Source organism: Aquincola tertiaricarbonis (assembly GCF_023573145.1).
GTDB lineage: Bacteria > Pseudomonadota > Gammaproteobacteria > Burkholderiales > Burkholderiaceae_C > Aquincola > Aquincola tertiaricarbonis_B.
In genome coordinates this window covers 1789271-1804824 of the sequence record NZ_CP097636.1, presented here as the reverse complement: position 1 = coordinate 1804824, position 15554 = coordinate 1789271, and the positions used below count along the sequence as shown (strand labels likewise).

Here is a 15554-nt window from a genome sequence, read left to right as displayed (position 1 = left end):
CGTCGTCAGTGGGCCAGGCTCAGCTCGGCGGCTTGCCCGGCGGCGGCGATCTCGTCGACCGACAGCACCTGCTCGGCCGCCAGCAGGATGACGAACTTGCCGCGCACCTTGCCCATGCCGTGGATGAAATCGCTGCGGATGCGGGTGCCGAAGGACGGCGGCGGCTCGATGTCGGCGGCCGGGATCTCCAGCACTTCGTTGACCGCGTCCACCACCGCGCCGAGCACATGGCGCTCGCCGTCGCTCTCGACCTCGATGATGACGATGCAGGTGCGCTTGGTGATGTCGCTGCTGGGCCGGCCGAAGCGCGCCTGCAAATCCATCACCGGCACCACCGCGCCACGCAGGTTGATCACGCCACGGATCGAGGGCGGCATCATCGGCACCTCGGTCAGGCCGCGGTACTCGATGATTTCCTTGATCGCGAGGATGCCGAGCGCAAAGGTCTCGCCCCCGAGCATGAAGGTCAGGTACTGCTGGGGTTCCGCGGCCAGCAGCCCGGGCACCGGGCCGGTGGCAGCCGCCGTACTGGCTGAAGTGATGTTCATCGGCGGTCTCCTGTTCAAAAGGAAGTGAAATGGTGTTCGTCGACGGCGGCCGTGCGTGCCGACGCGGCGGCGCGGCCTCGCGGCACGGCGCGGCGTGAGCGGCTCTGCGCGCCTTGCAGGGCGCGGCGAGCCGGCGCTGCCGCTTCCGGCTCGTGCGCTTCGACCTGCGAAGGCTTGAAGAACGACATCGTGCGCTGCAGCTGGTCGGCCTGGCTGCTCAGTTCTTCGGCCGTTGCGGCCAACTCTTCAGAGCTGGAGGCGTTCTGCTGCGTGGTTTGCGTCAGCTGGATCACCGCGGCGTTGATCTGTCCCACCCCGGCCGACTGTTCCTGGCTGGCCGCGGCGATCTCCTGCACCAGGTCCGAGGTCTTGCGGATGCTGGGCACCATCGCGTCCAGCAGCTGGCCGGCGCGCTCGGCCAGCTCCACACTGCTGCTGGCCACGGTGCCGATTTCCTGCGCCGCCACCTGGCTGCGTTCGGCCAGCTTGCGCACCTCGGCCGCCACGACGGCGAAGCCCTTGCCGTGCTCGCCGGCACGCGCAGCTTCGATGGCGGCGTTCAGCGCCAGCAGGTTGGTCTGGTAGGCGATGTCGTCGATGATGGTGATCTTGTGCGCGATCTGCTTCATCGCGCTCACCGTCTGCTTGACCGCTTCGCCGCCTTCGGCCGCTTCGGTGGCCGCCTTGCTGGCCATGCCGTCCGTCACCTTGGCGTTGTCGGTGTTCTGCGCGATCGACGAGGTCATCTGCTCGATCGACGCGCTGGTCTCTTCCACGCCCGCGGCCTGCTCGCTCGAAGCCTGGCTCAGCGATTGCGCCGTGGCGCTCACCTCGTCCGAGGCACTGGCCAGGGACTCGGCCGCGGCGTTCACCTCGGCCACCACGCGGCCCAGCCGCTCGCAGCTGTCGTTGACGTAGGTCTTCAGTTCGGCGTAGACGCCTTCATAGTCCTTCTGGATGCGCTGATCCAGGTCGCCCTCGGCCAGCGCGCGCATCACGCGGCCCACGTCGCCGATGCTGGCGCCCGTGGCATCGGCCATGCGCTGCATGGCCTGCAGCAGCTGGGCTGCTTCGTCCTTGCCGCTGGCCTGCAGCTGCACCGACAAGTCGCCTTGCGCGATGCGACCTGCCGCCTCCACAGCGCGTGACAGCGGCCGCGTGACGCTGCGCGTGAGCACCACGCCCATGCCCACGGCCAGCAGCACGCCGCCCGCCACCACCGCCAGCATCAGCAGGCGGCCCGTCTCGAACATGTCCTGCGCCTGCACGTGGGTTTGCTGGGCGAAGGCCTCCTTGGCGGCGGTCAGCTGCTCCAGCAGTTCGTCGAGCTTGCCCTCGCGCTCGACCATGCTGCTGCTGGCCTGCTGCAACTGCTCGCTGCGCTGCGGCGAAGGTGCGGCCATGGCCACGCTGGTCCAGCGCTGCACCAGGGGCTGGTAGGCGTCCCAGTGGCGGTCGAATTCGGCCAGCTGCGCCTTGGCCTGATCGGTGCTGAACAGCGGTCGGGCCTGATCGATGGCCTCGCGCGTCAGTTTCAGCGCACGTGCCATCGCCGCGGCGGCGGCTTCACGCTCCTGCGCGGTGCCCGCCTGCAGCAGATGGGCCTTGGCCCGGCTCACCTCGACGAGCTCGATGTTGGCCTCCTTGATGTGGGAGACGCCCATCAGCTCGGTGTTGTAGAGGTTCTCGGCCAGGTCGTTCAGGTGCGAGGTGTTGCGGATGCCCACCACGCCCACCAGGGCGGCGATGGCAGCCGTGGCAACGAAACCGGCCACCAGGCGGGTACCGATCCTGAAGTCGTTCAGCATGGCGGGTCATCCATCAGAAGTTGGTGAACTGGCCTTCGTCCACCACGTCGGCCGGCCGCGGCGCCTTCGGTGCGGGGGCGGCCTTCTTCACCGGTGCTCGACGAGCCGCGGCCTGGGCCTGGCCGATGGCGTGGCGGGCCGGCGCGGCAGCCTCGGCCTCGCGGCGACGCGAGGTGCCCGAAAGCCGGAAGAAGGCCATGGTGTTCTGCAGCTGCTCGGCCTGGGCGCTCATTTCCTCGGCCGTGGCGGCCAGTTCCTCGGAGCTGGAGGCGTTCTGCTGCGTGGTCTGGCTCAGCTGGCTGACGGCCGCGTTGATCTGGCTCACGCCCGAGGACTGCTCTTCGCTGGCGGCGGTGATCTCCTGCACCAGGTCCGAGGTCTTGCGGATGCTGGGCACCATCGCGTCCAGCAGCTGGCCGGCGCGCTCGGCCAGCTCCACGCTGCTGCTGGCCACGGTGCCGATTTCCTGTGCCGCCACCTGGCTGCGTTCAGCCAGCTTGCGCACCTCGGCCGCCACCACCGCAAAGCCCTTGCCGTGCTCGCCGGCCCGTGCCGCCTCGATGGCCGCGTTGAGTGCCAGCAGGTTGGTCTGGTAGGCAATGTCGTCAATGATGGTGATCTTGTGCGCGATCTGCTTCATCGCGCTGACCGTCGCCTTGACGGCCTCTCCGCCTTCGGCCGCTTCGGTGGCCGCCTTGCTGGCCATGCCGTCCGTCACCTTGGCGTTGTCGGTGTTCTGCGCGATCGACGAGGTCATCTCCTCCACCGAGGCGCTGGTTTCTTCCACGCCCGCGGCCTGCTCGCTGGAGGCCTGGCTCAGCGCCTGGGCGGTGGCGCTGACTTCCTCCGAGGCGCCGGCCAGGGCTTCGGCGGCGCCGTTCACTTCGGACACCACGCTGGCCAGGCGGGCCACGGTGTTGTTGACGTAGGTGCTCATCTCGCCGAAGGCGCCTTCATAGGACTTCTCGATGCGCATGGTCAGATCGCCCTCGGACAGTGCGCCCATCACGCGCACCACGTCGCCGGTGCTCTCGCCCACCGTCTTGGCCAGGTCGTTCAGACCTTCGCCCATGGTGCGCTGGAAGCCGGCCAGGCCCTCCAGCGGCACACGAACCGAGAAGTCGCCGCGGTTGACCGCTTCCACCACGGTGCGCTGGCCTTCGATCACCAGCTTGAGCTTGTCGACCATGGTCTTCATCGCCAGCATGGCGCTGCCGTTGTCACCCGGCCGGGTATGCACCTCCACCGACAGGTCGCCGGCGGCCACCTGGCTGGCCACCGCCGCGACGACGGCCGGCTCGCCCCCCAGCACCCGCATCAGGTTGCGGATGATGAGGACCGAGAACACCACCGCCAGCACCAGGCTCAGGCCCAGCGTGGCGAAGATCATCTGGCGCGAGTCGTCGTAGACGCGGTCGGCCGTGATGCTGGCCGTGTTGCCGCCCTTGACGTTGAGTTCCACCAGCTGCAGCAGCAGCGCGGAGTATTCGTCGTAGATCTTCTGCGCATCGCCGTTGATCAGCACCAGGGCGTCCTTCGACTTGCCCGCGCGGATCAGGGCCAGCGACTGGTCGCGCATGCTCAGGTAGGTTTCGAACTTCTTGCTGAACTCGTCGTACAGCGCCTTTTCCTCCGGTGAGGAAATCAGCTTCACATAGCCGTCGCGGTTCTTCTTGAAGGTGGCCAGCACCTCTTCCTGCTGGCGCTCCAGGCGTTGCGCCATGTGCGGTTGGTCCGACTCGGCATGCGCGAACTGCAGTTCGGCAATGCGCAGGTCGGAGGTGTTGGTGTTCATCTCCTCGACCAGGCGAATGCTCGGCATCCAGTTGTCGGCGATCTCGGACGAGGCATCGTTGATATGCGCCATCTGGTAGATCGCGAAGCCGCCCAAGCCGAGCATCAAGGCGATCACAGCGGCAAAACCCAGGCCGATGCGCGTGGCGATCTTCATGGAACTGAACATCAGAGGTCTCCGGGAGAGAGCGTTGTTAGAAGTTGGTGAACTCGGACTCGTCGACCGAAGCGGCCGCGGTCACCCGCTTGGCCGACTGGCGCTTGACCAGCGCGGTGGCGCTGCGGCGCGCGCTGGCCTGGGCCTGGCTCACTGCCTTGCGCGCCGGGCCCGAAGCCTCGGCCTGCGCAGCCTCGCGGTCCAGCTTGAAGAAGCCCATCGCACGTTGCAGCTCCTCGGCCTGCGCGCTCATCTCTTCGGCCGTGGCGGCCAGCTCTTCCGAGCTGGAAGCGTTCTGCTGCGTCGTCTGGCTGAGCTGGCTCACGGCCGCGTTGATCTGGCCGACGCCCGAGGATTGCTCCTCGCTGGCGGCGGTGATCTCCTGCACCAGGTCGGAGGTCTTCTTGATGCTGGGCACCATCGCGTCCAGCAGCTGGCCGGCGCGCTCGGCCAGCTCCACGCTGCTGCTGGCCACGGTGCCGATTTCCTGTGCCGCTACCTGGCTGCGCTCGGCCAGCTTGCGCACTTCGGCCGCCACCACGGCAAAGCCCTTGCCGTGCTCGCCGGCACGCGCCGCTTCGATGGCGGCGTTCAGCGCCAGCAGGTTGGTCTGGTAGGCGATGTCGTCGATGATGGTGATCTTGTGCGCAATCTGCTTCATCGCACTCACCGTCTGCTTGACCGCTTCGCCACCCTCGGTCGCCTCGGTGGCGGCCTTGCTGGCCATGCCGTCCGTCACCTTGGCGTTGTCGGTGTTCTGCGCGATCGACGAGGTCATCTGCTCGATCGACGCGCTGGTTTCTTCCACGCCCGCAGCCTGCTCGCTGGCCGCCTGGCTCAACGATTGCGCGGTGGCGCTCACCTCTTCAGAAGCGCTGGCCAGGCCCTGGGCACTGGTGTTCACTTCCTGCACCACGCGCGACAGCTTGTCGACCATGTTCTGCATGGCGCGCAGCAACATCGCGGTCTCGTCCTTGCCCTGCGGCTCCAGCGTCACCGTCAGGTCGCCCTCGGCCAGCGCATCGGCGGCCTTGACGGCGCGGGTCAGCGGCCGCGTCACGCTGCGGCTGATGAACACACCCAGCAGCACACCCAGCAGCAGGCCGCCCGTCACCAGCGCGATCATCGCGTTGCGGCTGCTGTTGTAGAGCGCCTCCACCTCGTCGTTGGCGGCTTCGGCGCGCTTTTCCTTCTGGTCGGTCAGCTCGCCCAGCATGCCGTCCAGCGCATCAGCGCGTTCACGCACCTTGGCCAGCGAAGCGATCAGCTCGTCGCTGCGCTCGGCCAGCTTGGTGCGCGAAGCCAGCTCCAGCGCATGCTTCATGTCGGCCTGGTAGTCGTCCCAGGTCTTGCCGGCGGTGGCGAACAGCTCCTTCGCACGCTCGGTGACAAACAGCGGCCGCGCCTTGTCCAGGCTGGCCTTGGCGGCCTCGCTGTACTTGCCAATGGCAGCCACGTGGCGGTCACGCTCTTCTTGCGTGGTGGCCAGCAGGTAGTTGGAGCGTGCGCGGCCGATGGCCACCAGCTGGATGTTGGCTTCCTTGATGTGCGACAGGCCCATCAGCTCGCGGCTGTACATGCCTTCGGCCAGGCTGTTCATCTGCGAGGCGTTGTGCAGCGCCACGCCGCCCATCACGCCGCTGATGCCTGCCACCACGAGGAAGCCGGTGATCAACCGGGTACCGATCTTGAAGTTGGAAAACATGGAGGTCCTTGAAACTGCTGGACAGTGACTGCGGATGCGCTCAACGCGCAGTCGCCGGCCCGGTGACGGAAGCTGGGGCGGCCGCGGGGGCCGTGCCCCGCTCCACCGCACGATGACTGACGTGCAGCGCCTGGCCGATGAGGGCCGGCACATCGAGGATCAGGGCGACATCGCCGCTGCCGCGGATGCTGGAGCCGCTGATGCCCTTGACCTGGGCGAACATCTTGGACAGCGGCTTGATGACGGTCTGGAACTCGCCGAGCAGCGTGTCCACCACCAGGCCCACTTTCTGGGCGCCGTGGCGCACCACGCAGATGTTCTGGCGCCGGCCGGGCTCGCCGTCCAGCTCGAACATCTCGCGCAGGCGGATCAGCGGCAGCACCTCGCCGCGCAGGTCGGTGTAGTCGTTGCGCACCTCGCCTTCGGCCACCGGCGCGGGGGTGTACTCGATGCACTCCTCCACCACGTCCAGCGGCACCACGAAGACCGATTTGCCCACGGCCAGCTGGAAGCCTTCGATGATGGCCAGCGTGAGCGGCAGCCGCACCGTGACCGTGGTGCCCTCGCCCGGCCGGCTGCTGATGTCGACGCTGCCGCGCAGCGCGGTGATGTTGCGCTTGACCACGTCCATGCCCACGCCGCGGCCGGACAGGTTGGTGATCTGCTCGGCCGTGGAGAAGCCCGGCTCGAAGATGAGGTTGTAGGTCTCGCTGTCGGTGAGCTGGCGGCCGGCTTCCACCAGGCCACGCTCCACGGCCTTGGCCAGGATGCGTTCGCGGTTCAGGCCGCCACCGTCGTCGCTGACTTCGATGACGATGCTGCCCGAGTCGTGGAAGGCGTTGAGGCGCACCGTGCCACGCGCCGGCTTGCCGCGCTGCGCGCGCACGTCGGCCGGCTCGATGCCGTGGTCCATCGAGTTGCGCACCAGGTGGGTCAGCGGATCGCCGATGCGCTCGACCACCGTCTTGTCCAGCTCGGTGTCCTCGCCGCTGACTTCCAGCGCGATGTCCTTGCCCAGTTCGCGGGCCACGTCGTGCACCACGCGCTGGAAGCGGTTGAAGGTGGCGCCGATCTTGACCATGCGCAGCTGCAGCGCGCTGTCGCGCACCTGCTCCACCAGCTGGCTCACGGCGTCGTTCAGCTCGGCCAGCTCGGGGTCGCGGCGCTTGCGGGCCGCCAGGTTGGCACCGGCGGCGGCGATGATGAGTTCACCCACCTGGTCGATCAGCTGGTCGAGCTTGGCCGCGTCCACGCGGATCGACTGGCTCTCGCTGCTGCGGCCCTCGCGGGCCCGCGGCTGGCGGTCGGCGGCGGGTGCCTCGGCCGCAGCCACGGCGGCCGGCGCAGCGGCCTCGGGTGCAGCCTGAGCGGCCACCGTTTGCGCGGCCACCGGCGCGCCGGCCGGCGGCTGGTCGCGGCCGATCTGCAGCACGCAGTCGTCGCGCACGAACTCGAACACCGACTCGATCGCGGCCTGGTCGGCCTCGCTGCGCAGGCGGATGTCGAAGCCCAGGTAGCAGCACTCGGGGTCCATCTCGTCGGCCTCGGGCAGTGCGGCAGCATCGGTAGCGATCTGCTCGATGCGGCCCAGCGTGCCCAGGTAGCGGATGAAGGCCAGCGGGTCCATGCCGTTGCGCAGCACGCCCTGGCCGAACTGCACCTGGATGCGCCAGTCGCCCTCGCCGCCGGCGGCAGCTGTGGGGGCATCGGTGGCCTCGGCCGGGCTGGCGGCTTCGCCACCGCCCAGGTACACCTGCAGCCGCGCCACCAGCGGCGCGCCGTTGGCCAGCAGCGCCGCATCGGGCGTGCCGCCGTCGGCCACCGCGGCCACCAGCGCGCCGATGTGGTCGCCGCAGGCCAGCAGCAGCGCGATCAGCGCGTCGTCGGTGCGCAGGTGGCCGGCGCGCACGTCGTCCAGCACGCTTTCCACCACGTGGGTGAAGGCGACGATGTCGTCCAGCCCGAACAGGCCCGACGAGCCCTTGATGGTGTGGGCCGCGCGGAAGATGGCATTGACCGCTTCGCCGGTGCCTGCCTCGTCGAGGTGGCCGAGCGACAGCAGCGCGTCCTCCATCTGCTCGAGGAGTTCGCGGCTTTCCACGATGAAGGTCTGCAGGGCCTGGTCGAGGTTCATGAGGGTCTCGTCACTGCGTGCGCAAGAGGAAGGAAGGGCATCAGGCGGCCGCGTCGAGCGGCAGCGCCAGCAGCTCGAAGGCTTCGCGCACGGCGTTGCTGGGTGCCACCAGGGCCAGCTGGCGGTCGAGCGAGGCGGCTTCGCGCCGGGCCAGCAGCAGCAGCTGCACGCCCGCGGTGTCGATCTCGCTGATCTCCGACAGGTCGATGGCCGGCTCGGCGGCGCGGCGCACCGCATCCAGGATCACCGGCTTGAGTTCGCCGGCGCGGTAGATGGTGAGTTCACCGTCCAGGCGCAGCGAAGGCTGCACCGCGGTGTCGGCAGCGGCGGCGCTCATCACGGCAGCACCAGCTTTTGCACCACGCCCAGCAGCTGCTCGGGCTTGAAGGGCTTGGTCACCCAGGCCTTGGCGCCGGCGGCCTGGCCCTCGGCCTTCTTGCTGTCCGCCGTCTCGGTGGTCAGCATCACGATGGGCGTGAACTTGTAGGCCGGGTTCTGCTTGACCGCCTTGACGAAGCTGATGCCGTCCATGTTGGGCATGTTCACGTCGCTGATCATCAGGTGGACCTTCTGGCCCTTGAGCTTGGACAGCGCGTCCTTGCCGTCGCAGCCCTCCAGCACGTCATAACCTGCATTGCGCAGCGAAATGCCCACCACCTGCCGGAGCGAGGCGGAGTCGTCGATGATCATGATGGTTTTGGCCATGGCGTGTTACTGCGTCAGAAGAAGGTGATCTCGGATTCGGTCGCGGCCACGGCCACCGGGGCCTTGGCGCGGCTGGCGCTGCCCTGCTGCACGTGGTGCACCTGGTGCTCGTCGGCCATCGCGTAGGTGCTTTGCAGCTCGGCCAGCAGGCCGGCGGCGGACACCGGGGTCAGCACCTGGGACTCGGCGAACTGGCGGTGGTTGTCGGCCAGCGTCTCGGGCAGGCGCGCGATGTTCTGCTTGACGTGGGTGAGCATCTGGCTCACCCGGTCCTGGAACTGCAGCGCCACCAGGGCACCGGAAATCTCGCCCTGGATGCCGATGCTTTCGTTCTTCAGCACCTCGGTGGAATGGGCCAGGCCATCGGTCACCTGGCGCAGGTCGTGCAGCACCGAGGCGATGACGTCGCGGGCGCCCTGCATCGAGGCTTCATCGGCGCTGCTGGTGGCGGCCGACGCGGCGCTGGCCGCGACGATGGCGTCACTGACCAGCCGCACCTTGTCGGCGATGCGCTTGCCGGTGTCGCCCGACATCGACGAGAGCTTGCGCACTTCCTGCGCCAGCACGCCGAAGCCGCGACCGGCCTCGCCCGCGCGGGCGGCCTCGATCGCGGCATTGACGGCCAGCAGGTTGGTCTGCGCGGCGATGGCGGCCACGTCGGTGGCCATCTGCTGAAGTTCCTGGATGAACTGGCTGAGCTGCTGCACCTGGGCCACCAGCTGGGCCTTGCCCTGGTTGGCCGCTTCCAGCGAGCTGACGACCGACGACAGCTGCTCCTCGCTGCGGTTGAACACCGACAGCAGGCAGGCTTCGCCGCCCTGGGTGGAGCCGTCCGACACCTTCACCGCGCGGTCGAGCTTGTCGACGATGCCGGCGAACTGGCCGGTGAGCGCGGCGATCGCGCTTTCCATCTGGTAGCGCGAGTTCTCGATGTGGCCGCTCCACACCGGCGCCAGCGCCTCGCCCAGCTGCTGGTGGCTGGCCACGTAGCGCTCGAGGGCCTGGGTGTCCCGTACCACCGCCTGCCCGACCAGGTAGGCCGCCAGGGCGGCCGCAGCCACCAGCGCCGCCGCCGTGCCGCCTGCCAGCCAGCCACCGGGGGCCAGACTGACCACCGCGATGGCACCGGCCAGGCCGGGTACAGCGGCCATCCACCGTGGGCCCCACCTGCCCGCTTTGGCAGCGGGAGCCGCAGGGCCCTGCTTGACTACTTCTTGCATCGATACATCCTGTGCAGACGGAGGCCATCAGGAGGATGGCGCCCGGGAATCTGCAGGGTGTATCGGACGTCACGGAGGCAACTTGAACCGGCTATTGCCGCAAAAGTGCCCTTGACAAAGCTACTTTCTCCAGAACTGGGGCGTGAACAATACCCAGATCGTCAGCAATTCGAGTCGGCCCAGCAACATGCCGAAGGTGCAGACCCAGGTCTGCAGGTCGGTCAGGCCCTGGAAATTGGCCGACGGACCGACGTCGCCGAGGCCGGGGCCGATGTTGTTGACGCAGGCCACCACCGCGGCGAAGGCACTCACCAGGTCGAGCCCGGTGAGCAGCAGCAGCAGCGTGAGCACGATCATCGAGCCGCCGTAGATCAGCATGAAGGCCAGCACCGACGACAGCACGGTGGGCGTCACCCGCTGGCCGTTGAACAGCACCGGATTGACCACCCGCGGGTGGACGATGCGCACCAGCTCCTGCTGCGCCTGCTTGAGCAGCAGGATCATGCGGACCATCTTGATGCCGCCGCCGGTGGAGCCGGCGCAGCTGGCAAAGCAGCCCAGCATCACCATCGCCACCGGCGCGAACACCGGCCACTGCTCATAGTCGGTGGAGGCGAAGCCGGTGGTGGTGGCCAGCGACACCACGTGGAAGCTGACGTGCCGCAGCATCTGCCACACATCGGTGTAGCTGCCGTCGGCCAGCATGCGCAGCGCGATCACCGCGATGGTGGCGACGATCCAGCCCAGGTACCAGCGCGCCTCGGTGCACTGCAGCAGCGGCCGCAGCGAGCGGCTGCGCCACACCACGAAGTAGCGCGCGAAGTTGATGCCGGCCAGCAGCATGAACACCATGGCCACGCCGTCCAGCAGCGGCGAGTCCCAGTGGCCGAAGCCGTTGTCGTAATTGCTGAAACCGCCCAGCCCCACGGTGCTGCAGGCATGCATGAAGGCATCGGCCCAGTTCATGCCCGCGGCGCGGTAGGCCAGCAGGCAGGCGCCGGTGAGCACCACGTACACCACCCACAGGCCGCGCGCCGTCTCGGCGATGCGCGGGGTGAGCTTGGCCTCCTTCATCGGGCCGGGCGTCTCGGCCTTGAAGAGCTGCGAACCGCCCACGCCCAGCAGCGGCAGCACGGCCACCACCAGCACGATGATGCCCAGCCCGCCGACGAACTGCAGGAAGCAGCGCCACACGTTGATGGACAGCGGCAGCGTGTCCAGCCCGGTGAGCACGGTGGCGCCGGTGGCGGTGAAGGCCGACATCGCCTCGAAGTACGCGTCGGTGAAGCGCATGCCGGGCAGGTTGAACAGCAGCGGCAGGCTGGCAAAGCCGGGCAGCAGCGTCCACACCAGCGCCACCAGCAGAAAGCCGTCGCGCGGCTGCAGCTCGCGCTGGTAGCGCCGGCCCACCATCCACATCAGGCTGCCGCTGACGGCGGTGATCAGCAGCGACAGCCCATGGTCGTACAGCGCCGAATCGCCGCCCACCCACGCAAAGCCCAGCGGCACCAGCATGGTGGAGGCGAACACCAGCACGATGAAGCCCACGATGGGCAACAGCGGCAGCACGGTGTTGCCCCAGGCGGTCTGCAGCAGCCGGCTGCGGCGGTAGCGCGCGGCGCGCCGGGCGCGGCGCTCGTCATGAAGGCGCGGCATCGTCAGAAGAAGGTGGCGCCGACCTGGAACAGCCGCTCCACCTCACGCACCATGCGCTTGTGCGGCAGGAACACGATCACGTGGTCGTCGGTCTCGATCACCGTGTCGTGGTGGGCCATGATCACGCGCGGCGCCGTGTGCGCCCCGGAGTCCGCCGCCCCCAGGCCGCGCACCAGCGCGCCGATCTGCGCGCCGCGCGGCAGCGCGATCTCCTCCACCCGCCGGCCCACCACCTTGGACTGGCGGGCCGTGCCGCGGGCCACGATCTCCAGCGCCTCGGCGGTGCCGCGGCGCAGGCTGTGCACCGCCTCCACGTCGCCGCGGCGGATGTGGGCGAGCAGCTCGCCGATCACGGTGTGCGAAGGCGAGATCGCGATGTCGATCTGCGTGCCCTGCACCAGGTCGGCATAGGCGCGGCGGTTGATCAGCGCCAGCACCCGCCGCGCGCCCAGCCGCTTGGCCATCAGGCAGGCCATGATGTTGTCCTCGTCGTCGCTGGTCAGCGCCGCGAAGAGGTCCATGTCGCGGACGTTCTCGTCCTCCATCAGGTCTTCGTCGGTGGAGTCGCCGTTCAGCACCAGCGTGCTGCCCTTCAGCTGGGTGGCCAGGTAATCGCAGCGCTCGGCGTTCACCTCGATCAGCTTGATCTCGCAGCTGCCCTCCAGCTCGCGCGCCAGCCGCAGGCCCACGCGGCCACCACCGGCGATCATCAGGCGGCGGGTGGGCCGGTCCATCTGCCGCAGCGCGCCCAGCACCTGGCGCACATGGGCGGTGGCCGCCAGCACGAACACCTCGTCGCCGGCGGCGATGCGGGTGCTGCCTTCCAGCGGTACCGAGGTATTGCCGCGGTAGAGGGCCACGATGCGCATGTCGGCGCCGGGCACCAACTGCGGCAGCTCGGCCAGGCTGTGCTGCACCATCGCGCCGCCGCGCACCGCGCGCACGGTGATCAGGCTTACCAGGCCGCCGACGAACTCCAGCACCTGCAGCGCCTCGGGGTAGTCGATCAGCTTGCGCAGGTAGCGGGTGACCGAGGCCTCGGGGCAGATCACCTCATCGACGCCGAAGCCGGTGCCGCGGGCCAGCAGCGGTGAGCCGGGCTCGAACTCGGGCGAGCGCAGCCGCGCGATCGTCGTCGGCACCTGGAACAGCTCACGCGCCACCTTGCAGGCCACCAGGTTGGTTTCGTCGGCCGCGGCGCAGGCGATCAGCATGTCGCAGTCCTGCGCGCCTGCTTCGCGCAGCACCGACGGCTGGATGCCGTTGCCGGCCACGCCGCGCAGGTCGAGCCGGTCCTGCAGCGCCGCCAGGCGCCGCGGGTCGGTGTCCACCAGGGTGATGTCGTTGCGTTCGGAGACCAGGCTCTCGGCCACGCTCTCGCCGACCCGCCCTGCCCCGATGATCAGGATGTTCATGGCGCGGCAGTGTAGGTTTGCGCTGCCGCCCCGCCGCAGGCGCGCCCCTATGATCCGCGCCCATGCTGCATTCCTACGACGCGATCATCCTCGGGGCCGGCGCCGCCGGCCTGCACTGCGCCGCCATGGCCGGCCAGATGGGCGCCCGCGTGCTGCTGCTGGACCATGCGGCCAAGGTGGCCGAGAAGATCCGCATCTCGGGCGGGGGCCGCTGCAACTTCACCAACCGCGACACCACGCCGGCGCAGTTCCTGTCCGACAACCCGCACTTCTGCCGCTCGGCGCTGGCGCGCTACACGCCGCAGGACTTCATCGCGCTGCTGCAGCGCCACGGCATCGGCTTTCATGAAAAGCACCGCGGCCAGCTGTTCTGCGACCAGGGCTCCGAACGCATCATCGAGATGCTGCTGGCCGAGTGCGAGGCCGGCAGCGTGGAGCGCTGGCAGCCCTGCGCGGTGCGGGCGGTGCGCCACGGCGCCGCCGGCTACGAGGTGGACACCGACCGCGGCAGCGTGAGCGCGCCGCGGCTGGTGGTGGCCACCGGCGGCCTGTCGATTCCCAAGATCGGCGCCACCGACTTCGGCCACCGGCTGGCGCGCCAGTTCGGCCACCGCATCGTGGAGCCGCGACCGGCGCTGGTGCCCCTCACCTTCCCCGCGCAGGATTGGGCGCCGTTTGCGGCGCTGGCCGGCCTGTCGCTGGAAGTGCTGATCGACGCCGGCAGCGGCAAGAAGCGCACGCGCTTCCTGGAAGACCTGCTGTTCACCCACCGCGGCCTGAGCGGCCCGGCGGTGCTGCAGGTGTCCAGCTACTGGCGGCCGGGCGAGCCCATCACCATCGACCTGGCGCCGGGACGCGACCTGGCCACCGAATTGAAGGCGGCCAAGGCCCGCTCCAAGCGGCAGCTGGGCAACGAACTGGCGGCGCAGCTGCCGCAGCGCCTGGCCGACACCTGGGTGCAGCGCCAGGGCCTGGACGCCAGCCTGCCGATGCCGCAGGCGCGCGACCGCGACCTGGAAGCGCTGGGCGCCAGCCTGGGCGGCTGGCAGCTGCAGCCCGACGGCAGCGAAGGCTGGCGCAAGGCCGAAGTGACCGCCGGCGGCGTGGACACCCGCGAGCTGAACCAGCAGACCATGGAGAGCCGGCTGCAGCCCGGGCTGCACTTCATCGGCGAGGTGACGGACGTGACCGGCTGGCTGGGCGGCTACAACTTCCAGTGGGCCTGGGCCAGCGCAGCTGCCTGTGCAACGGCCCTGGCTGCAAGAACGTGACAAAGCTGCGAAACGCGGTATACTCGCAGTCTTTGCTGCAAACCCGCGTCTCGATCCGATCGACGATTCCGGACCAACGGCTTTCGGGCACCGAGCGCACAAACCCAGGATTTACCGCTACATGACCACGATTCGCGTCAAAGAGAACGAGCCTTTCGATGTGGCCCTGCGCCGCTTCAAGCGCACCATCGAGAAGCTCGGCCTGCTGACGGAGCTGCGCGCCCGCGAGTTCTACGAAAAGCCCACCGCAGAACGCAAGCGCAAGAAGGCCGCCGCCGTCAAGCGCCACTTCAAGCGCGTTCGCAGCATGCAGCTGCCGAAGAAGCTGTACTGATCTTTCAGCACTGAGCTTCTGGCTGCCCCGGCAGCCAACAAAAAAACCCGCACGGGACGCCATTGCGGGTTTTTTTACGTCTGGGGCTGGACGACTGGCTCGACACCACCGCTTACGCGCTCAGGCCGGCTGTGCGTGCAGCCGAACGCCGAGCGCGCGAGCGGCCTTGAGCACCGTGGCGAAGCTCGGGTTGCCTCCTTAGCTGAGCGCACGGTAGAGGCTTTCGCGACTCAGCCCTGCTTCCTTGGCGACCTGGCTCATGCCCTTGGCACGGGCAATGTCCCCCAAGGCGCGCGCGATGCCGGAAACGTCATCGGGAGCTTCTTCCAACCAGGCATCCAGATAGGCCGCCATCTCTTCTGGCGTGCGCAGATGCTCAGCCACGTCGTACGAAGAGGTCTTGACCTTGGCGGTGGACTTGCGAGTGGTGCTGGCCATGTTCATTCTCCAAATGCCCGTGCCAAGCGGATGGCCTTGGCAATGTCCTTGGACTGGGTGGCGTCAAGGTACAAAAGCCTCATGGTGCGCAAGTCGCACAAAAAAGCCATCGTGGCGGTGGCCCACAAGATGATTCGGCTCATCTTCATCCTGCTCAGTCGGCGCCAGCCGCACATTGACCAAGCCATCGACTACGCGGCCATGAGCGCGAAGAAGAACGCGCCGCGCTGGATCAAGCAACTTAAGGCCATCGGCAAGTGACTTGCCTCCAGCGCACCAGCGGCCAGCGCCGCTCAGGGATCCGCCGCTGAATTCCTGAGGTCGGGCCCAGCGGCTTCTCAAACCATGCTGCACGTCGGCCGGCGTCGG

13 protein-coding genes and 1 pseudogene are annotated in these 15554 nt (G+C 68.6%); 3 read left to right on the top strand and 11 right to left on the bottom strand.

All coding sequences use genetic code 11. The features are described from left to right. Positions 1-5: 5 nt before the first annotated feature. The 10 genes from MW290_RS22620 to trkA all read right to left on the bottom strand — a co-directional run bounded on the left by MW290_RS22620 (position 6) and on the right by trkA (position 13181). Entirely contained in the window at positions 6-548 is a 543-nt protein-coding gene (locus MW290_RS22620; RefSeq protein ID WP_250199905.1) for a chemotaxis protein CheW, read from the bottom strand. 14 nt (positions 549-562) lie between these two features. Then, positions 563-2356, bottom strand: coding sequence for a methyl-accepting chemotaxis protein (locus MW290_RS22615; RefSeq protein WP_250199904.1), 1794 nt, complete (start codon positions 2354-2356; stop codon positions 563-565). A 13-nt stretch (positions 2357-2369) separates the two neighbouring features. Beyond that, positions 2370-4319, bottom strand: coding sequence for a HAMP domain-containing methyl-accepting chemotaxis protein (locus MW290_RS22610; protein ID WP_250199903.1), 1950 nt, complete (start codon positions 4317-4319; stop codon positions 2370-2372). 25 nt (positions 4320-4344) lie between these two features. Next, positions 4345-6012 (bottom strand): methyl-accepting chemotaxis protein, encoded by a 1668-nt coding sequence (locus MW290_RS22605; protein ID WP_250199902.1) that lies wholly within the window; start codon positions 6010-6012, stop codon positions 4345-4347. A gap of 40 nt (positions 6013-6052) precedes the next feature. Beyond that, a complete protein-coding gene (locus MW290_RS22600) occupies positions 6053-8146 on the bottom strand; it encodes a chemotaxis protein CheA (RefSeq protein ID WP_250199901.1) in 2094 nt (697 codons plus the stop codon). Positions 8147-8186: 40 nt separating this feature from the next. Further along, positions 8187-8483: an STAS domain-containing protein gene (locus MW290_RS22595; protein WP_250199900.1), complete on the bottom strand. Its 297-nt coding sequence runs from the start codon at positions 8481-8483 to the stop codon at positions 8187-8189. Continuing rightward, complete coding sequence (locus MW290_RS22590) at positions 8483-8851, bottom strand: response regulator (RefSeq protein ID WP_250199899.1); 369 nt, start codon at positions 8849-8851, stop codon at positions 8483-8485. The genes MW290_RS22595 and MW290_RS22590 overlap by 1 nt, the downstream gene beginning before the upstream one ends. Positions 8852-8865: 14 nt before the next feature. Beyond that, the gene (locus tag MW290_RS22585; RefSeq protein WP_250199898.1) at positions 8866-10002 is read right to left on the bottom strand and encodes a methyl-accepting chemotaxis protein; all 1137 of its coding nucleotides are present in this window, start codon (positions 10000-10002) and stop codon (positions 8866-8868) included. Positions 10003-10191: 189 nt separating this feature from the next. Beyond that, positions 10192-11586: a TrkH family potassium uptake protein gene (locus MW290_RS22580; protein ID WP_250200089.1), complete on the bottom strand. Its 1395-nt coding sequence runs from the start codon at positions 11584-11586 to the stop codon at positions 10192-10194. 143 nt (positions 11587-11729) lie between these two features. Further along, positions 11730-13181: a Trk system potassium transporter TrkA gene (gene trkA, locus MW290_RS22575; RefSeq protein ID WP_259373506.1), complete on the bottom strand. Its 1452-nt coding sequence runs from the start codon at positions 13179-13181 to the stop codon at positions 11730-11732. 23 nt (positions 13182-13204) lie between these two features. Here trkA and MW290_RS22570 point away from each other — a divergent pair, with 23 nt between their 5' ends. Next, positions 13205-14413 (top strand): BaiN/RdsA family NAD(P)/FAD-dependent oxidoreductase, encoded by a 1209-nt coding sequence (locus MW290_RS22570; RefSeq protein WP_250199896.1) that lies wholly within the window; start codon positions 13205-13207, stop codon positions 14411-14413. A 121-nt stretch (positions 14414-14534) separates the two neighbouring features. Continuing rightward, positions 14535-14747 (top strand): 30S ribosomal protein S21, encoded by a 213-nt coding sequence (gene rpsU, locus MW290_RS22565; RefSeq protein ID WP_104301834.1) that lies wholly within the window; start codon positions 14535-14537, stop codon positions 14745-14747. A 120-nt stretch (positions 14748-14867) separates the two neighbouring features. Here the strand turns inward: rpsU and MW290_RS22560 are convergent. Beyond that, positions 14868-15191, bottom strand: a pseudogene (locus MW290_RS22560) (addiction module antidote protein). Positions 15192-15266: 75 nt separating this feature from the next. Here MW290_RS22560 and MW290_RS22555 point away from each other — a divergent pair. After that, positions 15267-15446 (top strand): hypothetical protein, encoded by a 180-nt coding sequence (locus MW290_RS22555; protein WP_250199895.1) that lies wholly within the window; start codon positions 15267-15269, stop codon positions 15444-15446. Positions 15447-15554: the final 108 nt, after the last annotated feature.